Source organism: Hymenobacter sp. 15J16-1T3B (assembly GCF_020711235.1).
In the GTDB taxonomy this organism is placed as follows: Bacteria; Bacteroidota; Bacteroidia; order Cytophagales; family Hymenobacteraceae; genus Solirubrum.
In genome coordinates, this window is the sequence record NZ_JAJFAV010000001.1 from 141,627 (window position 1) to 166,210 (window position 24,584).

Below are 24,584 nucleotides of genomic sequence, written 5' to 3' on the forward strand. Positions count from 1 at the left end.
GCCTTGTTGCGCTTATGATTACAACGCTACTCCGCTATCGGCGCAGCCCCGCTTGCTGGCTGCTTCTCTTCGTTTTCTTGCTGGGCACGGGCCAAGCGCGCGCCCAGGCCTGGGACCAGGCGCTGACCGTAGGCAGTGCCCTGCACAACGGCTACGCCCTGGCCAATCACAGCGTGCTGGATGCCGCCGGCAACACCTACCTGACCGGCACCTTTTCCGGCACCGTGGATTTTGGCGGGCAGCTACTTAGCAGCCCCGCCAACGACGTGTTCGTGGCCAAAATCAGTCCGGGCGGCGCCTACCTCTGGGCCGTGCGCGGCGGGGGCGTGGGCAACGGGCTGGACGCCACCGCCATTGGGGCCGACGCAGCTGGCAACGTGTACATTGCCGGCAGCTTTTCGGCCACCAGCGCCACCTTCGGCAGCATCGTGCTGACCACCCCCACCGCCTACGACAACGAGGGCTTCGTGGCCAAGCTCAGCCCCAGCGGCCAGTGGCTCTGGGCCACCCAAATTCGGGGCACCGGCGCCGTGGCCGTCCGGGGCGTGGCCGTCGACGCCGCCGCGGGGACGGTCTACATAGCGGGCGGCACGTCGAGCGGGCCCGCTAGCCTTGGCACCGTCACGGTGCCCGCCTACACGGCTTTTGTGGCGCAGCTGAGCACCGCGGGTCAGTGGCAGTGGGCGCAGACCTCGGGAGGCGTCCACCAAGCCCTAGCCGTGGACGCGACGGGCAACACCTACGTGGCCGGCACCTACTACGGCCTGAACGCCAGCTTTGGCAGCTACACGCTCACCAGCTCGCAGCAGTACATCACGAAAGCCTACGTGGCCAAGCTTAGCCCCACCGGCCAGTGGCTCTGGGCCACAGGCAACAGCGGCGACACGAACGTGGCCGACGTAGCCCTGGACGGCAGCGGCGGCATTTACCTGAGCGGCTCCATCCGGTACGCCGCCACGTTCGGCACCATCACGCTGCCAACCTCGACTTACCAAAGCGCCTTCGTGGCCAAACTCAACGGCAGCGGGCAGTGGACCTGGGCCCAATGCTCGGGGGGCAGCAGTACGTCGGAGGCGGCGGGCCACCGCCTGGCGGCCGATGCCACCGGCGCGGTGTACCTGACCGGCCGGCTCTACGGCGCGGCCTCCACGTTTGGCGCCACTGCCATCGACCCGGGCCCCGAGTTCCGCACGATGGGCCGCATGTTTGTGGCCAAGCTGAGCAGCGCCGGGCAGTGGCTCTGGGCCGTGCGGCCGCCCAGCACCGGCGGCGTCGGCGCGGCCGGCATTGGCCTGCTGGGCAACACGGCGGTGCTGACCGGCACCTACTGGCAAGCGCCCGTTACCTTCGGCAGCACCGCCCTGGCCAACGGCAGCGACTACGACGTGTTCGTGGCCCAACTCAGCGCCGCGGGCCAGTGGCAGCTGGCGCGCGGCACCAGCAGCGGCGTGCGCAAGCAAATTACCGCCGTGGCCTTCGACGCCGCCGGCAACCGCTACGTGGCGGGCTGGTTTAACGGCCGGCTGACGCTGGGCAGCACCACGCTGACCAGCGCCGGCAAAGACTGCTTCGTGGCCAAGCTCGACGCCGCCGGGCAGTACCTCTGGGCCGCGCAGGCCGGCGGCAGCCGCCTCGACCAGATCAACGCCCTGGGCCTGGACGCGGCCGGCAACGCCTACGTGGCCGGCGACTTTGCCAGCCCCGACGCCCAGTTCGGCAGCACCACGCTCAGCTCGGCCGGCGGCAACTACCTCGACACCGATGGCTTCGTGGCCAAGCTCAGCGCCGGCGGGCAATGGCAATGGGCCGTGCGGTTCGGCGGGGCCGCCGATGAGCTGTGCCCGGGCCTGGCCGTCGACGCCAGCGGCAACGCCAGCATCACCGGCGGCTTTGCCAGCGCCAGCGTGGCCTTCGGCAGCACCACGCTCAGCAACCCCGACGGCATCTACAACCCGGAACTGTACGCGGCCCGCCTCTCGCCGACGGGCCAATGGCTGTGGGCCGTGCAGGGCGTCGGCTCGGCCCGCGACGTGGGCTACGGCGTGACGCTCGACGCCAGCGGCAACACCTACGTGACCGGCGACTTCAGCAGCTCAAGCCTGGCCCTCGGCACCGTGGGCCCGCTCACCGGGACGGGCTACAGCACCTTCGTGGCCAAGCTCAACGGCAGCGGGCAGTGGCAGTGGGGCGCCCACCAGGCCAGCTGCACCGGCTCCAACCTCGCCTTCGACGGCAGCGGCAACCTGTACGTGGCCGGTACCTACTACGGCACGCCCAATTTCGGCAACGGCCCGCTGCCCTCGGGCGACAGCGCCAACGTGTTCGTGGCCAAGCTGAGCAACGGGCAGTGGCAATGGGGCCTGGGCGCCGGGGCCACCGGCGTGGAGCGCCTGAACGGCCTGGTGGTGGACGCCGCCGGCAATGCCATTGTCGCCGGCGGTTACGGCAGCAACCGCGCCCGTTTCGGCTCGACTACGCTCTACCACGCGGGCGGCACCTACGGCTTCGTGGCCAAAGCTACCCCGGCGGGCCAATGGAGCTGGGCGCAGCCGGTGCCGGGCGCCGGCGCAACGGCGCTGACCCAGCACGGCGGCGCGCTGTACGTGGCCGGCAACTTCACCACGCCCACGGCCACGTTCGGGCCCTCGGTGCTGAGCAACGGGCCGACAACCTTCACGGGCTCTTTCCTAGCCAAGCTGCTGGATACGCCGCTGGCCACCCGCGGCGCCGAGGCGGTTCCGGGCTGGGCCACGGCGTATCCGTCGCCCGGCACCGAGCCGCTCACCGTGCGCCTCGCGCGGGCGCAGTCGGCTCCGCTGGAACTGATTGCGCGCGACGCGCTGGGCCGCGTGCGCCTGCAGCGCACGGTAGCGGCGGGGGTGGGCCAGACCCTGACACTGCCCGAAGCGGCCGCCTGGCCCGCCGGCGTGTACCTGCTCACGGTGCGCCAGGGCGCGCAGCAGCAAGTGCTGAAAGTGGTGCGCCAATAATTCATTCTGCCAGCTGCTTATCCGCTCCCCCGCAAACCGGCGTCAGGCGCCGCGGACGGCAGCCACGGCTCTTTTTCCTGCTTTATGACTCGTTCGTTATTTTTTCTGCTGCACAGCCTCTCGCTGCTGATGCTGCTGGCCGCGGCCCCGCTGCAGGCCCAAACCTGGGACTGGAGCCGCGCCATCGGCGCCTCGGCCGCCAACGGCTCGACCTACAGCCAACGCTCCACTACCGACGCCGCCGGCAACTCCTACCTGACGGGCTACTTCGTCGGCACGGTGGTGTTCGGTACGACTACCCTGAGCAGCCTAGACCGCTTCGGCGCGCTCTTCGTGGCCAAAGCCAGCCCGAGCGGGCAGTGGCTTTGGGCCGCGCAGGCGTCCGTCGCCAGCGGGCAGGATATTGCCGTGGATGCGGCCGGCAACGTGTACGTGACCGGCAGTTTCACGGGGCCAAGCGCCACCGTCGGTAGCACCACCCTCACCAGCACCAGCACGGCCTCGTACCCGTCGACGGCTTTCGTAGCCAAGCTCAACAGCGCGGGCCAGTGGCTCTGGGCCGCGCAGAATACCGGTACGGGCGCCCTAAGTGCCATGCGGCTGGCGGTGGATGCGGCTGGCAGCGCTTACGTTACGGGAGCATTCTTCACGGGCACCGCCACCTTCGGCGCCACCACGCTCACCGGGGTCAGCCCCAACCCCGAGCCCTACGTGGCCAAGCTCAGCCCCAGCGGGCAGTGGCTCTGGGCCGTGCAAGGCAGCGGCACAGGCTACGACGTGGGCTCGGCGCTGGCAGCCGACCCGGCGGGCGGCGTGGTGGTGGCGGGCACGTTCAACAGCCCGACGCTGACGCTGGGCACCAGCACGCTAACCACGGCCGGCGCCCCCGATTCCGACTTGTTCGTGGCCAAGCTCAGCGCCGCCGGCCAGTGGCAGTGGGTCAACAAGGTCAGCGGCAGCCTCTCGGAATACCCGGATGCGCTGACGGCCGATGCCAACGGCAATTTCTACCTCGCGGGCAGTTTTAACGGGAGCAGCCTGGTAGTGGGCAGCTCCACCTTTGGCAACAGCGGCGGCACCGACCTGTTCGTGGCCAAGCTCAGCGCCGCCGGCCAGTGGCAATGGGCCGTGAAGGCCGGCGGCAACGAAAGCGACAAGCCAGCTGCCGTGCGGACCGACGCGGCCGGCACCGTGTACGTGGCGGGCACCTTCGCCAGCACTGGCGTTACGCTGGGCAGCACCACGCTCAGCAACACCGCGGGCGGCAATTTCGTGGCCCGGCTTAGCAGCGGCGGCCAGTGGCTCTGGGCCACCAATGCCGGCACCGGCATCACCACCGGGCTGGGCCTGGATGCCAGCGGCAATATGTTCGTGAGCGGCGCCTACGTGAGCGACATGACCCTGGGCAGCACTGTGCTCAGCGGCAGCAGCAGTTTCAGCGTTTACCTGGCCCAGCTCAGCGGCAGCGGGCAGTGGCAGTGGGCCCTGGTCAACAACAGCGGCAGCGTCAAGCAAACCTTCGCCACGGCCACCGACGCCAGCGGCAATGCGTACGTGGTCGGCGCGTTCCTGGGCACCTGCGCCTTCGGCAGTACCACGCTCACTTCCGGCGGGCAGTACGACGCCTACGTGGCCAAAATGGACCCCACCGGGCAGTGGCTCTGGGTCGTGCGCCTCGGGGGCAGCGGCGCCGAAGAGGCGCACGGCGTAGCCGTGGACGCGGCCGGCAACGTGTACGTGGCGGGGCAGTTCAACAGCCAGAGCATGTTCGTGGGCACCACCGCGCTGGGCAACTCGGGCGGCAACGACGTGTTCGTAGCCAAGCTCAACGGCGCGGGCCAGTGGCAGTGGGCCGTGAAAGCCGGCGGCAACGGGTTCGACTCCGCCACCGGCATTGCCGCCGACGCCGCCGGCAACCTGAGCGTGGCAGGCTACCTCAGCGGCAACAGCACCGTGTTCGGCACTTTCAGCCTGAATACCCTGGGCGCTTCCGATGGTTTTGTGGCCCGGCTCAGCAGCAGCGGCCAGTGGCTCTGGGTGCGGCAGGTCGGCGGCCCCCTCTCCGACTACGCCCTGAGCACCTGCCTGGACGCGGCGGGCAATACCTACGTCGGGGGCTACTTCGGCAGCCCGACGCTGACGCTGGACAGCCAGACGCTCACCAACCGCGGCTACAACAACGCCTTCGTCGGCAAGCTCAACGCCAACGGCATCTGGCAGTGGAGCCAGTCGGCCGGCGGCGGCGGCGGCGACGGGGCCACGGCCCTGGGCCTCGATGCAGCCGGCAACCTGTTCGTGGCCGGTTCCTTCAGCAGCCGCAGCGCCACGTTCGGTAGCTTCACGCTGGCCTCGGCCGACAGCAGCGACCTGTTCGTGGCCCGGCTCAGCACCGGGGGGCAGTGGCAATGGGTCAGCAAGGCCGGCACCACCGGCTCCCACGACCTGAACGGCCTGGCCGTCGACGCCGGCGGCAACGCCTACGTGACGGGCCGCTACCGGGGCCGCAGCCTCGATTTTGGCAACCACGTGCTACCCAGCAGCGGCTTATACGCCGATATGTACGTGGCCAAAATCGATGGAGCAGGCCAGTGGCAGTGGGCTACGCGCGGCGGCGGCACGGGCAGCAGCGTCGGGTACGGCGTGGCCGTCGACGGCAACGGCAACGCCTACGTGGCCGGCACCTACAGCTACGGCCCGCTCACGCTCGGCGCCACCACGCTCGACGGCGGCTTGGGCTACAACGACACCGGCTTCCTGGCCCGGGTGTCGACCACCGTGACGGCCACCAGGGCCGCCGCGGGCCGCGCCCAGCTGGCCGAGGCCTACCCCAACCCGTTCGGCCAGACGCTGGCCGTGCAGCTGCCGCAGGGCGGGCCGACCGAGTTGCGCCTGACCGATGCGCTGGGCCGCGTGCGGCTGCAGCGCCGCGTGGTGGCAGGGGCGGGCCAAACCGTGGTGCTGCCCGAAGCGGCCGCTTGGCCCGCGGGCGTGTACCTGCTCACCGTGCGCCAGGGCGCGCAGCAGCAGGTGCTGAAAGTGGTGCGCCGGTAGCACCGCCCCAGCCGCCTCAACTTGTTCCGGGCCCGCCGCAGTACCCGCTGCGGCGGGCCCGACTGCGTTTAGCCGGCGTTTCCGACCTTTGCCCGCGTTATGGTACAGCTGAACTTTCGCGAACAAGGCCAGGGCCGGCCGCTGGTTATCCTGCACGGCCTGTTCGGCACCCTCGACAACTGGCAGACGCTGGCCCGGCAGTGGGCCGAGCACTTCCGCGTCATCCTGGTGGACTTGCGCAACCACGGCCGCTCCCCGCACGCGCCCGAGCACACCTACGCCGTCATGGCCGAGGACCTGCGCGGCCTCTTCGACCAGCTCCAGCTTCCGGCCGACACCACCCTGATGGGCCACAGCATGGGCGGCAAAGTAGCCATGCGCTTCGCCCTCGACCACCCCGCGCGCCTGGGCAAGCTCATCGTGGTCGACATTGCTCCGCGCTTCTCCGACATGGAGCACCAAGACGACATCGTGGAGGGCCTGAACGCGGTTGATTTCAGCACCATTCAGGACCGGCAGCAGGCCGACGCGGCCCTGGCCCGGCACATTCACTCGGTGGGCGTGCGGCAGTTTCTGCTCAAAAACCTCTACCGCCGCGAGGACAACACCTTCGCCTGGCGCATCAACCTGCCGGTGCTCACGGCGGGCCTGGCGGCCGTGGGCGAAGAAATTACCGCCGCCGAGCCATTTCTGAAGCCGGCCCTGTTTATCCGCGGCGGCAAGTCGGACTACGTGACCACCGAGGACAAGCTGCACGGCATCCCGGCCCTGTTCCCGAATTCGCAGGTGGAAACCATCGTCGACGCCGGCCACTGGGTGCACGCCGAAAAGCCCCAGGAAATGTTCGAGCTGGTGACGGCCTTCGTCAATAGCTAACGGCTGATTCCCTGTTCATTCGGCCGCTTCATCGAACGAGCCGCCCGCTACCTCTTCACCAATCCAGCCACGTTCCCTTGCCTACGCTCTACCTCATTCCCACGGTGCTGGCCGACGACACGGCCGCGCAGGTGCTGCCCCCGCAGGTGCCGGCGCAAGTGGCAGCGCTGCGCTATTTTCTGGTCGAAAACGCCCGCACGGCCCGGCGCTTCATCAAGCAGGTGGCCCCGGCGCAGGTTATCGAAGAGCTGCGGATTTCGGTCATCGACAAGGACTCGACGGACGCGCAGGTAAAGGCCGCGCTGCAGGTCATGCTCAAGGACGACCTCGACGCCGGAGTGCTGTCGGAAGCCGGCTGCCCGGGCATTGCCGACCCCGGCGCCCTGCTGGCCCGGGAGGCGCACCGCGTGGGCATTCGGGTGGTGCCGCTGGTGGGGCCCTCCTCGCTGCTGCTGGCGCTGATGGGCTCGGGCATGAACGGGCAGAGCTTTGCCTTCCACGGCTACTTGCCCATCGAGCGGGCCAAGCGCACAGCCGCCCTCAAGCAGCTGGAGCGGCAGGCCGCGCAGCAGACGCAGCTGTTCATCGAGACGCCCTACCGCAACGGGCAGCTGCTGGAAGACGTGCTGGCCGCCCTGCAGCCCAACACCCGCCTCTGCATTGCCGCCAACCTGACGGCCCCCAACGAGTACCTGCGCACCGACACGGTGGCCGGCTGGAAAAAGCACGGCCTGCCCGACATACACAAGCAGCCCGCGGTGTTTCTGCTCGGGGCGTAGTCGCGCCGCGGCTGGCTTCGGCCGGTTTCACCACGGGTAGTACCAAGCGGCTCCGGAATTCTACCCGGAGCCGAATTATTTATAGGCCATTCCCTATCCAGTACTATCCGCGGCTCCTTATTTTTGTCTTTCATATTCACTTCCGATTGGCTTATGCCCACACCTTTACCTTCTTTTTTCGCGCCCGGCGCTTCCTCGCGACTGGCCTCGCGGGCCGTGCTGCTCGTCGCGCTCTATCTGCTCGGGTTTAGCGCCCACGCGCAGAGCTGGCAGTGGGTCAGCCAAGCCGCTGCCCGGCCCAGCAGCAGCGGCTCGTTTACCAACAGCACCGCCACCGACGCGGCCGGCAACGTGTACGTGACGGGCTACTTCCAACAGTCCATTTCCCTGGGCAGCATCAGCCTGACCAGCCCGGACCACAGCAATATGTTTGTGGCTAAGCTGAACCCCAGCGGGCAGTACCAGTGGGCCATTAAAGTAGCCGGCGCTTCGCCGACGGGGCTGGCCCTCGATGCGGCGGGCAACGCGTATCTGACCGGCACCTTCGGCGGTGAGCGGCGCACCGCCACGTTTGGCAGCACTACCCTCACCAACAACGACCCCAGCCAGTACCCCTCGCCCGACGTGTTTGTGGCCAAGCTCAACGGCACCGGCCAGTGGCAATGGGCCGTGAAAGCCGGCGGCCCCGATGCCGACTTGGGCGTCGATCTGGCCCTGGACGCGGCCGGCGACGTGTACGTAACGGGCCACTTCGCCAGCGCCAGCGCCACGTTCGGCAACACCACGCTCCTCAACAGCGTGGCCCAGCCCGGCCCCTACAACTACAACATCTTCGTGGCCAAGCTGAACGCCAGTGGCCAGTGGCAGTGGGCCAGCAAGGCCGGCGGCGCCAACACGGACCAAGCCAGCGGGCTGGCCGTGGACGGCAACGGCGGGGTCTACATCATCGGTACTTACGCCAGCAACCCCGCCGTTTTTGGGACTTATTCGCTGACGGGCAGCGGCTACTCCAACCTGTTCGTGGCCAAGCTGACGGCGGCATCGGGTACTTGGCAGTGGGCCAGCAAATCCGGTGGCACGGGCTACGGCTACGGCGTGAGCCTGGCAGCCGATGCGGCCGGCAACGTGTATGCGGCCGGTAATTTCAGCGGTACGCTCACCTTTGGCGCGGCGACGGTTACCACCGGCGCCTCCCTCTCCTCCTTCTCCGAGGTCTACGTGGCCAAGCTCAACGCCAGCGGCCAGTGGCAGTGGGCCAGCAAGGCCGGCGGCACGGCCGACGACATGGCCCAGAGCATTGCTGTCGATGCCACCGGCAACGCCTTTGTGGCCGGCTCCTTCCACAGCCCCACCGCCACGTTTGGCACCCTGACCCTGACCAACTCGACGCCCCAACCGGCCAGTGCCTCCTCTACCGAATCGGACCTGTACGTGGCCAAGCTCAGCGCCGCCGGCCAGTGGCTCTGGGCTACCAACGCCACCGGCACGCGCGGCGAAGACGCCAGCGACGTAGCACTCGACGCCAGCGGCAACGTCTTCATTTCGGGCGACTTCTACAGCTCCCGGCTTACCGCGGGCAGCAGCGTATTGCCCAGCAACGGCTACGGTAGCAACATCCTGGTGGCCAAGCTCAACGCGGCCGGTGCCTGGCAATGGGCCGCCTCCAACGTGGGCAGCAGCGGCTACTTCACCAACGGCGTGGCCCGCGACGCGAGCGGGAACCTGTACGTGGTGGGCAACTTCAGCGGCACGGTGAGCTTCGGCGCCACTACGCTGGTCAGCAACGGCGCGGACGACTTCTTCGTCGGCAAGCTGGACGCCACTGGGCAGTGGCAATGGGCGGCGCAAGGCGGCGGCGAAGACGGCGAGTACAGCTCCGCGCTGACGCTCGACGCGGCCGGCAACGTGTACGTGAGCGGCAGCTTTAGCAGCCTTAGCGCGCAGTTCGGTAGCTTCTCGCTCACCAACAACGACAATACCCGCGGCAGCTACGCCACCGACGACGTGTTCGTGGGCAAGCTTAACGCCAGCGGCCAGTGGCAGTGGGTCAGCAAAGGGGGCGGCACCGACACGGATTACAGCAACCACGTTGTGGTCGACGCCGCGGGCCGGGTCTACGTTTGCGGTAGCAGCAACAGCAGCTCGCTCGCCTTCGGCAGCACCACGCTGTCCAACAACACCTCCTCCTACAACGCCTTCGTCGCCCGCCTCGACGGCAGCACCGGGGCGTGGCAGTGGGCCACCCAGGTTGGCGGGGCCAGCCGCGACGAAGCCACCAGCATGGCCCTCGACGCGGCCGGCAACCTCTACCTGACCGGCAGCTTTAGCGGTGCTGGGGTGGCCTTTGGTTCCACCACCCTGACCAGCAGCGGCGAGGGCGACATCTTCCTGGCCCAGTTGAGCCCGGCCGGGCAGTGGCAATGGGCCCTGCGCGCCGGCGGCCGCCACGACGACTTCGGTGGGCGCATGGCCTTCGATGCGGCCGGCAACCTCTACCTCGCCGGCAGCTTCCACGGCCCCACGGCCACGTTTGGTACCATCTCCCTCGCCTCCACCAGCACCGATAGCAGCGACGTGTTCGTGGCCCGGGTGCCGAGCGGCGTGGCCAGCTGGCAGTGGGCCGTCAAGGCCGGTGGCGCCGGCGACGACTACGGCTACGCGCTGGCCACCGATGGTGCCGGCGGTGTGTATGTGGGCGGCACCTTCTTCGGGCCGACTGCCAGCTTCGGCAGCACCAGCCTGGCCAATTCGTACGTGAACCCGCTGGATGACCCCTCCTCCGACTTATTCGTAGCCAAGCTCGCCGCGGCCAACGGGCAGTGGTTGGGCGCGGTAAAAGCCGGCAGCACCGGTTACGACGGCGCTTTCGGCCTGGTCACGGACCCCGCCGGCGGCGTCTATGTCGCTGGCTACGTGGGCACCGGGGCCACCTTCGGCAGCATTCCCACGACCAGCAGCCTAGACTACGACAACGGCTTCGTGGCCAAGCTCGGCGGCTTCGTTACCGCGGCTCAGCCGCGCAGCTCGGCCGATGGGCAGATTACGGCCTATCCCAACCCCTTTGCCGACCAGCTCACCCTGCGCATCGACGCGCCCGTGGCCGCGGCTACGCTCACCCTGCGCGACGCCCTGGGCCGCACCGTTCGGCAGCAGCGCGTCAGCGTGCCGGCCAGCCGCGAAGTATCGGTTCCGGTGGCCGCGCTGCCCGCGGGCCTGTACTTCCTCAGCATCGACGCCGCCAGCTACCACGGGGTGGTGCCGGTTACGCGGCACTAGATCCGTACCGCTCCAGCAACAAGCAGCCCCGGCACCACTCAAGGCGCCGGGGCTGCTTGTTTATATCCAGTAGGTGGGTAGTGGCTACTTCAGCAGCTGGTAGGTCAGCAGGGACAGCACATAGGCTAGGCCGCTCATGTACACCAGCTGCAGCACAGGCCAGGTCCAGCCCTTGGTTTCGCGGTAGGTGGTAGCCAGGGTGCTCACGCACTGCATGGCAAACACGTAGAACACCAGCAGCGAAGCGGCCCGGGCCGGCGTAAAGAATGGCTGGCCGTGTTCGTCCTTCTCGGCGCGCAGCTTGTCCTGCACGGTGCTCATGTCCGCGTCCTGCCCCACGCTGTAGATGGTCGACATGGTGCCCACGAACACCTCCCGGGCGGCAAACGAGGTCAGCAGCGCAATGCTCACCTTCCAGTCGAAACCCAGGGGCCGCACCACCGGCTCGATGCTGCGGCCGAACACGCCGGCGTAGGAGTTTTCGAGCTTGTAGGACGCCACCAAGTTCTCGGTCTGCTCGGGCGTGAGCTGCTGCCGGGCGGCCTCGGTTTGGGCCTGCTGGGTGGCGCGGTCCAAGGCAGTGCCAGGGCCGTAGGAGGCCAGCACCCACAGCAGCACCGAAATGGCCACGATGACCTTACCGGCTTGAAACACAAAGGCTTTCACCTTCTCCACGATGGTAAGGCCCACGTTTTTCCAGCGCGGCCAGCGGTACACCGGGAATTCCATGATGAAGAAGCTGCGCTCTTTGGCCCGCAGCAGCGTCTTCAGGGCCCAGGCCGAGAGTACCGCCGACACGAAGCCCAGCAGGTACAGGCCCATGAGCACCACGCCCTGCAGGTTGAAGATGCCCAGCACTTTCTCGTCGGGCACCACCAGGGCCACCAGCACCGTGTACACCGGAATGCGCGCCGAGCACGACATCAGCGGCACCACGAAAATGGTGATGATGCGGTCCTTCCAGCTCTCGATGGTGCGCGTGCTCATGATGGCCGGCACGGCGCAGGCCATGCCCGAAATCAGCGGCACCACGCTCTTGCCATTCAGCCCGAACTTGCGCATGATCTTGTCCATCAGGAAGGTCACGCGTGCCATGTAGCCCGACTCTTCGAGCACGGCAATGAAGGCGAAAAGCAGCGCAATCTGCGGAATGAACATCAGCACCCCGCCCAGGCCGGCAATGATACCGTCGGAGAGCAGGTCGATGAGCGGCCCCTTGCCGAGGTTTTTCACCTGCCCGCCCAGCCAGGCCACGCCCTGGTCGATGAGGTCCATGGGGTAAGCGGCCCAGGAGAAAATGGCCTGGAAGAGCAGAAACAGAATGCTCAGGAAAATCAGGTAGCCCCACACCTTGTGGGTGAGCACCCGGTCGAGCTTGTTGCTGGTCGACTCGTTGCGCTCGGCCCGGGTCACGCGCACCACGTCGAGCAGCAGCTCCGAAATGCGGGCGTACCGGTCGATGGTTTCCTGGGCCTGCAGCGCGATGGAGTCGAAGTGGTATTTCTCGCGCAGCTCGGCCAGATAGGCCCGGTCGTCGGCGGAGAGAAAGCGCAGCCGGTCGCCCTGGTGGGCGTAGTGCAGCGCCAGGTAGTCGTTGTGCAGGTTGAAGTAGTAGCGGATCTGCCGGATCATCGGCAGCAGCTCTTCGGTGGGCTCGTAGAAGGTTTGCGTCGGCGGGCCCAGCTCCTGCGCCATCACAATCTTGAGGGCCGTCACGCCCACGCCCTTGCGGGCATTCATCGGAATGATGGGCACGCCCAGCTGCCGTTGCAGTTCCTCCACGTCGATCTGGATGCCGTGCTGCTCGGCCGTGTCCATCATGTTGAGGGCCAGCACCATGGGCAGCTGCAAGTCGGCCAGCTGCGTGAACAGCAGCAGGTTGCGCTTCAGGTTGGAAGCGTCGGCCGTGACAACCACGAAGTCGGGGTACTCGCTGGCGGCCTGGTCGTAGAGCAGGTCGGTGATGACCTTCTCGTCGAGGCTTTTGGGGTACAGCGAGTAGGTGCCGGGCAGGTCGATGATGTCGGCCCGGTGCTGGGGCGTGAGTTGGGCGGAGCCGGTTTTGCGGTCCACCGTCACGCCGGGAAAGTTGCCCACCTTCTGGTTGAGGCCCGTGAGCTGGTTGAACAGCGAGGACTTGCCCGAGTTGGGGTTGCCGATCAGCGCAATGCGCGTGTGGCGGCCGGTGGCGTTACCCGTCGTCACTTCCTGCCCCAGGGTCTGGGGCTTCTCAATCACTGCCGCACGCGCCATTCGCTCCGGTTAATCTTTCAGCATGATCGTGGCCGCTTCGCTCACGCGCAGCGACAACGTGTACTCCCCGTCCACGTGCAAGGTGATGGGGCAGCCCAGCGGGGCGCGGCCACTGAGCGTGACGCGGGTGCCGGGGATGCAACCCATTTCTAACAGCTTCAGCGCCATTTCGGCGTCGTTGAGGCAGCAAATGGTGCCGGTTTCGCCGAGGCGCAGATCCTTCACACTGCGGCGCGTGGTGGTGGGGGCAGCTGTAGCGGGCACGGGCGGCTGGGTTATTTAGACAAGCTATAAACAAAGGTAGCACCCGCAAAGGTTTCTGCCAAAAGCCGAAGAATTGCCCAGGTCTGAATTACGGGCCGGTAGCACTTAGGCTTTGCGGAATTGCACTCTTATAAATATTCTTAGCGGACTTGCAATCCAAGGCCCGGTGGCTTGTATTTTTGGGGTATAATCCAACGCTTATGCTCAGACGCTTACTTTTCTTCGTTGCGCTAGGTTGGTTGCTCCCGCAGTTGGCAAGTGCGCAGGATAACCGCATCACCGGCCGCGTGGTCGATTCCAAGACCAAAGAGCCCATTCCTTTCGCCTCCATCGGCCTCAAGGAAGAAGCTACCGGTGCCCTCACCAACGAGTACGGCTTCTTCCAGATGGCCAAGCCCGAGAAAACCACGCAGGACTCCCTGATCGTGCAGGCGCTCGGCTATTTGCGCAAAGCCGTGGCCGTGAAAAAGTCCGACAAACTCGAGGACCTGATCATCGAGGTGGAAAAGCGCAACATCGTGCTGAAAAACGTGACGGTGGAAGCCGGCAAGGTATCGGCCAAGGACATGGGCGCCAAGAACAACAACCCCGGCGAAGGCATGATCCAAGGCATGCCGGGCAGCCAGTACGCTTTCTTTGTGAAAAACGAGAAGGGCAAAAAGCTGGGCATGATTCGCACCGTGTCGTTCTACATCGGGGAGCACGGCTTTCCGAAGGAGCCGTTCCGCGTGCGCATCTACAAGAACGACGGCGACTACAACGCCCCCAACACCGACTTGCTCACCGAAAACGTGGTGGTATCGGCCCCGGGCGGCGGCGCTTGGTTCACGGTGGACATGACGCCCTACAACATTCCGGCGCCTGACGAAGGATTCTTCGTGGCCATGGAATGGATTGTGTCGGGCGACAAGTTCTACACCACCAACTTCATGGACAACTACACGCCCTACGGCCAGATCATGCGTCCGACCTTCGAATTCAAGGAAAGCCGCACCTGGACCTACTCCATGGGCAAGGGCTGGAGCCTGATTACGATGTCGAACGGCTCGGGTCTGCGCTACAACGCCATGATCAAAGCTGAGGTAGACGTCTACAAGTAAGACTCGCCCGTTTGTACCCACAAAAAAGGCCCGCAGCAGTGCGGGCCTTTTTTGTTGAGTTGTTGGCAGCTAGCTGTTGCGCACCACGATTTCCACGCGGCGGTTCTGCTGGCGGCCGGCGGCCGTGGCGTTGGAGGCGGCGGGGGCTTCTTCGCCCATGGGCTCCACGCTCACGCGGCCCGCGTCGATTTTGCCGTTCTGCACCAGCCAGTTCTTCACGGCCTCGGCCCGCTTGGCGCTCAATTCTTCGTTGTAGTCCTTGGAGCCGCGGGCGTCGGCGAAGCCCATGATGCGCACCTGCTTATCGGCAAACCGCTTGCCGATGGAGCCGGTAATCTGCTCCAGTGTGGTTTTGGCCGTGGGCTTCAGCTCGCTCTTGTCGGTATCGAAAAACACGGCTTCGTCGACGGAGTACACGCTGTACTGCTCGTTGCCGCGCACGGTCACGTCTTTGCTCGTTACCTCGTCGTAGCGCACCGAGGGCAGGTCGGGGCTCAGGTCCCAGCGGTCGGCGGCATTGGCCACGGAGCCGGCGGCGCCTTGAGCCGCATCGGCGGCCGATTTACCGTCGCGGTACACCACGGCGGTGTCTTGGGTGGCCTCCTGGGGCTCGTCCTTGGTCTGGGGCTTGTTGAGTCCGTCGCAGGCGCCGAGGGCCAGGGCGAGGGCTGCCAGGGGCAGCAGTAGGTGCTTGTGCATGGTTGGGAAAAAGAAGGGAGGGAAGGAATACCGCGGCATACGCAGCATTCCTTCCCTCCGTTGAGGTTTTTCCCGGCTACTGTTTCTTGGCCTGCCCGATGATCCACTCGCGAATCATTTCCTGGGCCTGGGGCGAAAACGTCTCGCGCTGCTGCCCGGCCACGATGGGCCACTCGGCCGGGTCGGACTGGAACAGGTGGTTGACGCCCGGCAGCTTTTTGCTCACCACGTTCTTGTTGTTTTTCAACCCCTTGGCCAGCAGCGTAAGATTGGGTTCCACGGCGGCGTAGGTATCGGCCGTGCCGTGCAGCAGCAGCACCGGGCAGCTGACGCCGGTCAGCTTGTCGGTGGGATTGAAGCTGAGGAAGTGCCGGTAGCGCGGCGAGGTCAGTTCGGCGGCGCTGACCTGGGCCGTGGCCTGGTCAATGGCTTCGTTGTTCTGCCGCAGCATGTTGGCCACGATGGCCTGCGCCTGGTTGTTGTCTTGGGTTTGCTGGATGATGTCGAGCATGGCCTGCTGGCGCTTGGTGGCCGCTTCGATCTGGGCCGGATCGGTGCCCAGGGAGCGGAGCGTGTTGGCCTGCTGCTGCACCACGATGTCGCGGCCGGGCAGGCCGTGGGCGGCCAGCGTCACCACGAAGGCCGGGGGCAGGGGCTGCGCGGCGGCGAGCAAGGCCACGTTGCCGCCTTCGCCGTGGCCGATGACGCCCAGGTGCGCCAGGTCGACTTCGGGGCGGGCGCGCAGGAAGTTCAGGGCCGCCTGCACGTCGCTGACCAGCTCCGCGGTGGTGGCCGTGGCCGGCGTGCCGCCCGACTGGCCCACGCCACGGTCGTCCACGCGCAGCACGGCAATGCCGCGGCGGGTCAGGAAATCGGCCAGTGCGCCCATGGGGCGGTAGTCGCCTACGGTGGCGTCGCGGTCCTGGGCGCCGGCATCGGATACGAGCACCACGGCCGGGAAGGGACCTTTGCCGGGCGGCACGGTGAACATGCCAGCCATGCGCAGATCTACCGGGATGTTGGTGAAGGTGACTTCCTCCTCGCGGTAAGGCGGAGTCAGGCGCACTTTGGCGCCGGTGCTGGCAGGCGGCGTGCTGTATTCCAGCGTCATGGGGGCTTTCAGGCCGGGCTGTTGCCAAGTGCCTTCCACGTGCTTGCCATCAGCCGCCAAACGGCCGACAAACTGGCTAGCGGCTTCTTCGGCCACAAACACCACCGTGTCGCCGTGCAGCTGCACGTCCACGTTCATGCGGGCGACTTTCTGCATGGGCACGTCGAGGGTGGCAAAATACTTGCCGCCGGTGAGCGTGACCACGCGGAAAATAACTTCCCACTGGCCGCCGGGCACCTTGAGCGGCCCTTTCCACAGCCCGTCGAGGGCCGGGGCCGCCTGCGCCCCTACCCACCCTAAGGTTAGCAGCAGCAAGCTGAGGCATTTGACGAGGAAAAGTAGGCGTTGCTTCATGGCTAGGTGGAGGAGGTAGGCAGAGCAAAAAAGGTTAGTCGAGCCGAATGATGATTTTTCGGCGTACGAACATAATCAAATTTTTTATCAGAATATCCCAGTAAAATCAATTACGGATAATCTTGGGTCTGACCATAAGAATTGTGGGCTAAAAGCAAGGCGCCAAGAAGTTCGCAAGTAGCAAACCCGAGTGCGCAAAAGCTGATACCGAAAAGCCCCAAAACCAGAACGACCGATTTTGGAGGAGCCACTGCAAAAAGGCCAAGCTGAATTGCATCCCCAACCGAAGCGGAAAAGGCTACAAAACCGACTTTAACATGAATCAGCAAATCAAAATTATAACAAAAAGCATAACAGGTAACTATTCAAAGCATCAACCCGCGTGGCGTCTTTGCCAACGGCGCTGATTCCTCGCCGAACGGCAGCAGCCCGCCATGCATCACCTCACTTCGGTTGATACATCTGCTCAACTCTGGGATGCACCTTTCGATTTTTCCCAGCCAAATAAGCTTTCTACTCGGCCACAAATACGCGCTTGACCCGCTCGCTCACGTTGGTCAACAGCTCATAGGGAATGGTGCCAATGCGCGCTGCCAGTTCCGTCAGCGGCAGGCCGGCGCCGAAGAGCACGGCCGCGTCGCCTTCCTGCACGTCGGGAATGGCGGTGACGTCGACCATGCACATATCCATGCACACGTTGCCGATGATGGGCGCGCGCCGGCCGCGGATGAGCACCTCGCCCCCACCCCGCGAAAAGCGCCGGTCGTAGCCGTCGGCGTAGCCGATGGCCAGGGTGGCAATGCGCCGGTCGTGGTCGGCGGCCTCGCCGCGGCGGCCGTAGCCTACCGTTTCGCCCGCTGGCAGCCGCTTGAGCTGCGACACGGTGGTGCGCAGGGTGCTGACGGGTTGTAGGGCCTCGGGCGCCAGGCCGGCCGCCTCCACCCCGTAAAGACCGATGCCGAGCCGCACCATGTCGAACTGCGCTTCGGGGAAGCGCATGATGCCCGGTGAGTTCAGCGCATGCTTGATGACGGGGTAGCCCAGGGCTTCTTCGAGACGGGCCGTCATGCGCTGGAAGGCCGCCAGCTGCCGGGCAGAAAAGTCGTTGTGCTGGGCTTCGTCGGCGCCGGCCAGGTGGGTTAGCGCACTGGCCACGCGCAGGGTGCCGGCGTGGCGCTGCAGCAGGGGCAGCAGCTCGGGCAGGTCGTCCTCGGCAAAGCCCAGGCGGCGCATGCCCGTGTCGAGCTTGAGGTGAATGGCGGGCAACGGCCCGTCTTCGGCGGCCAGCAGGTACTCGCGCAGCCGGGCGAAGGAGTAGATTTCGGGCTCCAGGTGGTACTGGCGCAGCAGGGCAAAGGAATCCGGCGAGGGGTTCATCACCATCAGCGGCAGCGAAATGCCGTGCTCCCGCAACTGCACGCCCTCGTCGGTGTAGGCCACGGCGAGGTAATCGACGCGGTGAAACTCCAGCAGGCTGGCCACTTCGTAGGAGCCGCTGCCGTAGGCAAAGGCCTTGACCATGACCATCAGCCGGGTGCCGGGCTGCAAGCGGGCGCGGTAGTAGTTGAGGTTGTGCACCAGGGCGTCGAGGTTGACTTCGAGCACGGTGCCGTGAATCTGGCGCTGAAAGGCCGTCACCACCCGCTCGAACTCAAAGCGCCGGGCTCCTTTCACCAGAATCGTCTCGTGGCGGAAGTAGTCGGGCCGAAACCAGCGCAGCAGGGCGGCGGTATCGGGGAAGAAGGCGCACTCGGGCACGGCCGCGCGCAGCGTTTCGGCGTGCCGGCCGATTTCGGGGCCCACGGCCAGCAGGCGCTGCACGCCGTGGCGTCGGGCTAGCTCGGCCACGCGCTGGTACAGCTCTCCGGCCGGCAAGCCCGATTCGAGCACGTCGGAAAGGATGAGGGTGTGCCGGTCGCGCCGGGGCTGGCGGCGCAGGGCGTCCAGGGCCAGGTCGAGGCCGGTTAGGTCGTTGTTGTAGGTGTCGTCGAGGACGTAGCAGTCGTGAATGGCCTGCTTCATTTCCAGGCGCATGGCCACCGGCTGCAGGCGCAGCAGGCGGCGCTGCACCTCGGCGGCGGGAAGCCCACGCCAGAGCAGCACCGCGAGGCAGTGCAGGGCATTTTCCACGGAGGGCTCGTCGGCGAAGGGCAGGGTAAACGGGTGCTCGGCCTGCTCGTAGCGCACGTGGGCCAGGGTTTGGCCTGGGTCGGCGCCGGCCTCCGCACGCACCTGCACCTGGGCTTCGGCGGCGCCTTGCCGCGTCCAGGTCACTCGTTGCACCGCCGCGGGCAGATCCTGGGCCGCTTCGTGCACCTCAGCGTGGTCGTGGCAGTAAAACAGCGTCTCGACGTGGCGAAACAGCTGCATCTTCTCGGCCGCTTTCTGCGGGCGCGAAGCAAAGCCCGCGTCGTGGGCCGGGCCGAGGTTGGTGAACAAGCCCAGCGTGGGCTGAATGACGGCGGCCAGCCGCTGCATCTCGCCCGGCTCGGAAATGCCCGCCTCGAAGATGCCCAAGGTGTGCGCCGGGCGCAGCTCCCACACGCTCAGCGGCACGCCCACCTGCGAGTTGTAGGAGCGCGGCGAGCGGCAAATCAGCTCGTCGGGGCTCAGCAGTTGGGCTAGCCACTCCTTCACAATGGTCTTGCCGTTGGAGCCCGTCACGGCCAGCACCGGCAGCTGCGGAAACTCGGCCCGGTGCGCCGCGGCCGTGGCCTGCAGCGCCGCCAAGCTGTCGGCCGCCAGCACAAACCCCGCCCCCGGGTACTGCGCCGCGCCGCCCGGAATCAGCTCGGCCCGGTCCACCAGAAACAGCCGCACGCCCTGCTGGTACAGCTCGGGCAGGTACTGGTGGCCGTCGTGGTGGGGGCCGCGCAGGGCCACGAACAGCGTGCCGGCGGCCTGCACCACGCGGCGGCTGTCGAGCAGCAACGTGAGCACGGGCGCGGCGGCATCGGCCGGGGCTTGGAGCAGCGCGCCGCCGGTCAGGGCGGGCAGGTCGGCGAAGGTGAGCATGGCAGGGCGAGGTTCCGCCCGCAAAGGTAGACCCACGGAGTAGAATGGATGGCGGGAAGGCTGCCGACGGTTTACCCCGCAGTCATTGCGAGCGAAGCGCGGCAATCGGTCCTGGCCAAGGTGCTAACCCCAAAATGAGCACCGCCCGAAGCGTCCGTTGTGCAGATTCTGGCGGTGCCGTTTTCGGTCTGTGGGTATTGCGTCGGCGGTGCTGCTAGAGGAAGGATTGCTTCGCTCTGCTCGCAATGACAGCCAGTGCAGCCGTTTGCTGGCGCACTGGCTTTTGCTTCTTCTAACCTAGCCTAGAAACCAATGCCGATGCGGAAGCCGTGCGTCAGCTTATTGCCCTGCTGAAAGGCCGTGTAGTAATCGAAGCGCGCGAGTTTAAAGATGTGCTCGATGCCGGCGCCCAGCTCCACGTACTGCCCGGCGGTGGGCGTGTAGAGGTAGTTTACCGAGCCGACTTCCTGCCACTTTAGGCGGCGCATCAGCGGGATTTTGTTTAGGAAAAAGCCGTTGAAGTGGTGGTCGAAGTGGCCTTCCACGAACCGCTCCCGCGTGGCGTATTTGTAGTAGTCGAGCAGCTGAAAACGGGAGAAGTCGGCAGCGAGAAAGAAGCGGTTACCCGAAAACTGCCGGTAGTCCATGAACTGCAGCTGGGGCTTGCCCAGGAAGCCGCCCGCGCTGAGGCGGTAGGAGCTGGTGCCGAGCAGCCCGAACTGCACCGTCTGCCGCATGCCCGCTTCCAGGAAGGTGTAGCGCACGTCGGAGCCGGGCGCGTGCCAGCCCTGCCGCCAGGTCAGGCGGAACGTGGGGTAGCGCGAGCCTAGGTTGATTTTGCCGTCTGGGCGGGTAATGTAGCGCTGCCCCGGCCGCCAGCTCACCCACAGCTCCGAGCTCAGGGCCCGGCTGCGGCCGAAACCGGTGCCGCCGGGCAGCTCCAGGGCCACCGGATCATTGGACGTGAAGGCTCGGCCCGGAATATCGCGGATGAGGTTGATGGTCGAGTTTTCCAGCTCGCGCCGGTCGAAGTAGCTTACCGCCCCGCGCACCTGCAGGCCGTTGATGACCTCGGTGAGGTAGCCAATTTCGGCCCCGCGGCGCTGGTAATACTTGGCGTAGTTGTGGTTGCGAAACAGCGTGGCCGAGGTATTGATAATCGGCGTGAGCTGGGTGTTCGGGTCGAAGTTTTCGACGGTGCGGCCCACCTGCAGCTGCCAGCGGGCCAGCTTGGTGGCACTGTGCTGCCAGTTGATTTCCACCGAGGGGCTGAAGAGCTTGGCTGCCACGCCGTAGCGCAGGGTCGGCGTGAGCCAGAAGCGCCGCTCGTCGTCGGTGTAGCGCGAATACGTCACTTCGGGGCTGATGATGGTGCCCTCCACGGTGCTGTACTGCAGCATGTACACCAGCGGCTTGACGGCGTACGATTCCTTTTTGTGGGTGTTGTTGTAGCGGTAGCCCAGCGAGATGAACTGGTTCAGGTTGAACTTATTCCGGATGCGGTCCAGCGAATCCTGGTAGGGCTTGGAGTTGCGGATGACCTCGGTGCTGTCCTTCACGTGGTAGTCCTTCACCTCCTCGTCGGTTAGCGGCACCGGCCGGATTTGGGCCCAGTAGGCGCTGTCCCGCTCGTTGGCGCCCTTCTCCACGCGCATTACCTCGCCGGCGGCCAGCTTTTCCACGTCCAGCAGCTCGCCGCGGCGCCCGGCCGAGTCGACGGCCGCCTGCACAGCTTTGCGGCTCTGGCGCTTGGCCTGCCGGCTGGCTTGGCGGGCCGCCGGGCGCTGCAGCTTGGCTTCGGCCACAGTTTCGGCGTGCACGGGCTCGTTAGCCGGAGCGGCGGGGGCCGGCGCGGCGGGCTCGGGCCGGCTGGGGTAGGTCGGCGTGACGCGGTACTGCGAGAAGACGGCCGTCAGGTAGGCGTTGCCCTTGAAGCCGAAGGCCGAAATGTTGGCCGTCAGCGTCTGGCTCTGCATCACCCACACGTGCGGGGCACCGGGTGCGGGCACGAACTGCTGGTCGATGCGCACGTTGTCGACGTAATCGAGCTGGGCGTCCTCGTTCAGGCTAAGCGACACCGAATGCAGCCGCCAGGTGCCGTCGACCACGAAAATGTGGCCGGTAAACACCGGGTCGGTGCGGCGGCGCGGAATCACGCGGATTTTGTGAATCAGCTGCCCGTCCTGCATGGTGCTGCCCTCCAGCACGTATTGGTAGAACAAAAAGGCGTTGGGGGCAATGGGCGACACGAAGCCGCGCTCCGAAAACACTTTCAGCACCGGGTTGTAAAAGCTCAGGCCGCGGCCCGCCCCGGCGCGGTTCAGGCTGAAGGCCTTGGCGTCGCCGCTGACGCGGGAGGATATCATGCGCTCCTTCACCACGTTGGGCTGCTGAAACGATACCTCCGACACCGACTCCGAGAGGTAAATGATGCCCGGCTTCAGATCGGGCCCGACCTTGAACATGCCCAGCACCTTGCTCGGCACGTCCTTGAGCCGGGCCAGCGCCTTGATGTAGCCGCGGGCCGTAAAGCGGGCCACCTCGCGCTTGTGGTAGGTGCGCCAGTCCATGGCGTGCTGCACGATGGCGTAGGCCGGGTCGCGGTCCTTGGCGCGCACCACCACCTCGCGCAGCTGGTACTGCTCGGGCGTCAGCGTCACGTTCAAGGTGGTTACCGTGTCGCCGCCCTGCACGCGCACCGGCTGCAGCAAGGGCTTGTAGCCCACGAACTGAAATACCAGCTCGTAGCGCCCGGCGGCCAGCGGCAGCTGGTAGTTGCCCTGCTCGTTGGAGGCCGTGTTGGTGGTCGTGCCCTTCACGGCCACGTTGGCGAAGCCCAGCGGCTGCCCCTTGGGGTCGGTAATGCGCCCGCGCACGATGCCGGCCGAGGCCAGCGCGGGCAACAGGCTCAGCCAAAGCAATAAATAAGGTAACTGACGCAGCATAAACCGACCGTAAAGAGGCGAGGCAAGGTAGGAAGTAGATTACCGAAGCCGCCGAGTCGTTGCCCGCTCCGCTGCAATTTTTTGATTCACACCCGCCGCGGCCGATTCAGCCCTCCAACTCGCCCTTGAAAATATGCTGATACTGCTACCGGCCGCCGCCGGGTGCCGCCAGTGATTGTTTGCTCACGCCGGCGGCTAGCAACTCGCTCAGGGCCATAGTATCGCACAATCCGGCCGGACAAACAACATTAAATGACCAGTATAAACCGGTGGCAGATTTTCAGCGCTACCGGGCGGTTCGCTGCAAGGTTCGCAGCAAACCGCCCGGTTCGTTTGTAACTGGCCGGCAACGGATATTAATTCCTTAATATTGTGTGAAATGTGACGACTGCGTATTACCTTGCCGCAGTCGAACCCAAAGAACCTCTGCTGGTTCATCTGGTTTTGTTTTTTGGATTCAACTTGTTTATGTGAGCGAACAGCCGCCGCCTTCTGGGCGGCGGCTGTTTTTTTGGCCTATTCCAATTTGCGCAGCTTCGGCACCGGCGGCTGCGTAAGCCCTCACTGACACCCCCGCACCAACCGCGGCCCCGCGGCCGCCCTCCGCTCATGCCCCCCCTCGACGACCAGGCCCCGCGCAAGCGCAAAACCTACACGCCCGGCGAAGCCCTGCCGAAAATTGCCGCCTACTGCGCCTACCAGGAACGCAGTTCCAAGGAAGTGGAAGACAAGCTGCGCAGCTACGGCCTCGACGAAGACGACGCCGGCGAAATCATGATTCGGCTGGTGCGCGAAAAGCTGCTCGACGACGAGCGGTTTGCCCGTTCCTTCGTGCGCGGCAAGCACCGGCTGAAGAAGTGGGGCCGCCGCCGCATCCGGCTGGAACTCAAGCAGCGCGGCATCTCGGAGTACTGCATCAAAGCCGGCCTGAGCGAAATTGACGGCGACGAGTACTACCAGAACCTGAAGGAACTGCTGGAAAAGAAAAACGCCCTGGAAAAGGAGCCGCACCCCTACAAGCGTCGCCAGAAGCTCCTGACCTACGCCACCCAGAAGGGCTACGAAACCGAGTTCATCCAAGACGCGCTCAACGAGGTGCTGGGCGGCGACGCAGACTAGGCGCTCCGTCGCCGGTGTCCATCAGCGGGCGCGTTGAAGGCACGCTCCCCCTACACGGCCCCTGGCGGGTTCAGTCGAAGGTGATGCCGAAGCGGGCGGCTACGGTTGCCAGGCGCGCTACGTCGGGGCCTTCTGGAGGCAGCGGCGGCACGATGAGGGCGCGTGCCGGCTCGCTCAGCGCCCCGTAGAAATGCTCGAGCCCGGCGGGCGCCACGTGCAGCAGCACGCGGGCATAATCCGATTCCAAGCGGTACCAATGCCGGCGGTTGCGGGGCAGGTGCACAGTGTCGCCGGGGCCAGCAAGCAGCTCCTCGTTGTCCACGTAAAAGCGCAAACGGCCTTCCAGCACCACGTAGGTTTCGTCTTCACGGCGGTGCGTGTGCGCGGGCAGCTCGCAGCCGCGCTGCAGGCACACGTCGAGCAGGGCAAACTCGCCCAGGGAATCGGCACCGGTGACCAGCGGCGTAACCAAGCTACCCTCATGCCACAGAGAACTTTCCAGGCAGCGCCGCCGCAGCCGGGGCTGGCGACTGGGCATCAGCGTAGTTTCCACAATTTCGATGGGCTCCTGGGCGGTTGCAGGCGTGGGGAAGGCGGTGGCAGCAACGGTTTGCATAGCGAGCATGACTAAGTGGGGAATGTGGCCAAAGCTACCCCCTGCCCCGCCGGCCGTCAAGCAGCGGGCATCACATGAAATACTGCGCCCCGGGCCTCCAGCGGCCGCAATGGCCCTCTAGCTGTCGGCAGGGCCG

General features: G+C 65.9%; 15 protein-coding genes. 7 read left to right on the plus strand and 8 right to left on the minus strand.

The window, feature by feature from the left end; translation table 11 throughout:
* Positions 1–14 precede the first annotated feature (14 nt).
* From LJ737_RS00645 to LJ737_RS00665, 5 genes are all read left to right on the plus strand, one after another.
* Positions 15–2,990 carry an SBBP repeat-containing protein gene (locus tag LJ737_RS00645; RefSeq protein WP_227761766.1) on the plus strand — a complete coding sequence of 992 codons (2,976 nt, stop codon included), beginning with the start codon at positions 15–17 and terminating at the stop codon, positions 2,988–2,990.
* 84 nt (positions 2,991–3,074) lie between these two features.
* On the plus strand, positions 3,075–6,041 hold the full coding sequence (locus LJ737_RS00650) for an SBBP repeat-containing protein (protein WP_227761767.1): 2,967 nt from the start codon (positions 3,075–3,077) through the stop codon (positions 6,039–6,041).
* 99 nt (positions 6,042–6,140) lie between these two features.
* Positions 6,141–6,917, plus strand: coding sequence for an alpha/beta fold hydrolase (locus LJ737_RS00655; RefSeq protein ID WP_227761775.1), 777 nt, complete (start codon positions 6,141–6,143; stop codon positions 6,915–6,917).
* Positions 6,918–6,994: 77 nt separating this feature from the next.
* Positions 6,995–7,696 carry an SAM-dependent methyltransferase gene (locus LJ737_RS00660; RefSeq protein ID WP_227761778.1) on the plus strand — a complete coding sequence of 234 codons (702 nt, stop codon included), beginning with the start codon at positions 6,995–6,997 and terminating at the stop codon, positions 7,694–7,696.
* A 153-nt stretch (positions 7,697–7,849) separates the two neighbouring features.
* Entirely contained in the window at positions 7,850–10,972 is a 3,123-nt protein-coding gene (locus LJ737_RS00665) for an SBBP repeat-containing protein (RefSeq protein ID WP_227761780.1), read from the plus strand.
* Positions 10,973–11,056: 84 nt separating this feature from the next.
* Here the strand turns inward: LJ737_RS00665 and feoB are convergent, their stop codons facing one another.
* Both feoB and LJ737_RS00675 read right to left on the minus strand, forming a co-directional pair.
* The gene (feoB, locus tag LJ737_RS00670; protein ID WP_227761782.1) at positions 11,057–13,225 is read right to left on the minus strand and encodes a ferrous iron transport protein B; all 2,169 of its coding nucleotides are present in this window, start codon (positions 13,223–13,225) and stop codon (positions 11,057–11,059) included.
* Between the two features lie 9 nt (positions 13,226–13,234).
* The gene (locus tag LJ737_RS00675) at positions 13,235–13,489 is read right to left on the minus strand and encodes a FeoA family protein (RefSeq protein ID WP_227761790.1); all 255 of its coding nucleotides are present in this window, start codon (positions 13,487–13,489) and stop codon (positions 13,235–13,237) included.
* 200 nt (positions 13,490–13,689) lie between these two features.
* Here LJ737_RS00675 and LJ737_RS00680 point away from each other — a divergent pair, with 200 nt between their 5' ends.
* Entirely contained in the window at positions 13,690–14,589 is a 900-nt protein-coding gene (locus LJ737_RS00680; protein WP_227761793.1) for a carboxypeptidase-like regulatory domain-containing protein, read from the plus strand.
* A gap of 69 nt (positions 14,590–14,658) precedes the next feature.
* Here the strand turns inward: LJ737_RS00680 and LJ737_RS00685 are convergent, their stop codons facing one another.
* From LJ737_RS00685 to LJ737_RS00705, 5 genes are all read right to left on the minus strand, one after another.
* Positions 14,659–15,288 (minus strand): OmpA family protein, encoded by a 630-nt coding sequence (locus LJ737_RS00685; RefSeq protein ID WP_227761794.1) that lies wholly within the window; start codon positions 15,286–15,288, stop codon positions 14,659–14,661.
* Between the two features lie 76 nt (positions 15,289–15,364).
* On the minus strand, positions 15,365–16,753 hold the full coding sequence (locus LJ737_RS00690; RefSeq protein WP_227761796.1) for an alpha/beta hydrolase family protein: 1,389 nt from the start codon (positions 16,751–16,753) through the stop codon (positions 15,365–15,367).
* A gap of 110 nt (positions 16,754–16,863) precedes the next feature.
* A complete protein-coding gene (locus tag LJ737_RS00695; protein ID WP_227761805.1) occupies positions 16,864–17,082 on the minus strand; it encodes a hypothetical protein in 219 nt (72 codons plus the stop codon).
* 184 nt (positions 17,083–17,266) lie between these two features.
* Positions 17,267–19,768: a bifunctional UDP-N-acetylmuramoyl-tripeptide:D-alanyl-D-alanine ligase/alanine racemase gene (locus LJ737_RS00700; protein ID WP_227761807.1), complete on the minus strand. Its 2,502-nt coding sequence runs from the start codon at positions 19,766–19,768 to the stop codon at positions 17,267–17,269.
* A 302-nt stretch (positions 19,769–20,070) separates the two neighbouring features.
* Entirely contained in the window at positions 20,071–22,713 is a 2,643-nt protein-coding gene (locus LJ737_RS00705; protein WP_227761808.1) for a DUF5686 and carboxypeptidase regulatory-like domain-containing protein, read from the minus strand.
* Positions 22,714–23,322: 609 nt separating this feature from the next.
* On the opposite strand from LJ737_RS00705, the gene LJ737_RS00710 reads away from it, so the two are divergent.
* Positions 23,323–23,832: a regulatory protein RecX gene (locus LJ737_RS00710; protein ID WP_227761811.1), complete on the plus strand. Its 510-nt coding sequence runs from the start codon at positions 23,323–23,325 to the stop codon at positions 23,830–23,832.
* Between the two features lie 70 nt (positions 23,833–23,902).
* Here LJ737_RS00710 and LJ737_RS00715 read toward each other — a convergent pair whose 3' ends face one another.
* A complete protein-coding gene (locus LJ737_RS00715; RefSeq protein WP_227761813.1) occupies positions 23,903–24,448 on the minus strand; it encodes a cupin domain-containing protein in 546 nt (181 codons plus the stop codon).
* Positions 24,449–24,584 lie beyond the last annotated feature (136 nt).

Coding starts and splice junctions, on each gene's coding strand:
- LJ737_RS00645 (WP_227761766.1), top strand. CDS start 15: ATGATTACAACGCTACTCCGCTATCGGCGCAGCCCCGCTTGCTGGCTG.
- LJ737_RS00650 (WP_227761767.1), top strand. CDS start 3,075: ATGACTCGTTCGTTATTTTTTCTGCTGCACAGCCTCTCGCTGCTGATG.
- LJ737_RS00655 (WP_227761775.1), top strand. CDS start 6,141: ATGGTACAGCTGAACTTTCGCGAACAAGGCCAGGGCCGGCCGCTGGTT.
- LJ737_RS00665 (WP_227761780.1), top strand. CDS start 7,850: ATGCCCACACCTTTACCTTCTTTTTTCGCGCCCGGCGCTTCCTCGCGA.
- feoB (WP_227761782.1), bottom strand. CDS start 13,225: ATGGCGCGTGCGGCAGTGATTGAGAAGCCCCAGACCCTGGGGCAGGAA.
- LJ737_RS00680 (WP_227761793.1), top strand. CDS start 13,690: ATGCTCAGACGCTTACTTTTCTTCGTTGCGCTAGGTTGGTTGCTCCCG.
- LJ737_RS00685 (WP_227761794.1), bottom strand. CDS start 15,288: ATGCACAAGCACCTACTGCTGCCCCTGGCAGCCCTCGCCCTGGCCCTC.
- LJ737_RS00690 (WP_227761796.1), bottom strand. CDS start 16,753: ATGAAGCAACGCCTACTTTTCCTCGTCAAATGCCTCAGCTTGCTGCTG.
- LJ737_RS00700 (WP_227761807.1), bottom strand. CDS start 19,768: ATGCTCACCTTCGCCGACCTGCCCGCCCTGACCGGCGGCGCGCTGCTC.
- LJ737_RS00705 (WP_227761808.1), bottom strand. CDS start 22,713: ATGCTGCGTCAGTTACCTTATTTATTGCTTTGGCTGAGCCTGTTGCCC.
- LJ737_RS00710 (WP_227761811.1), top strand. CDS start 23,323: ATGCCCCCCCTCGACGACCAGGCCCCGCGCAAGCGCAAAACCTACACG.
- LJ737_RS00715 (WP_227761813.1), bottom strand. CDS start 24,448: ATGCAAACCGTTGCTGCCACCGCCTTCCCCACGCCTGCAACCGCCCAG.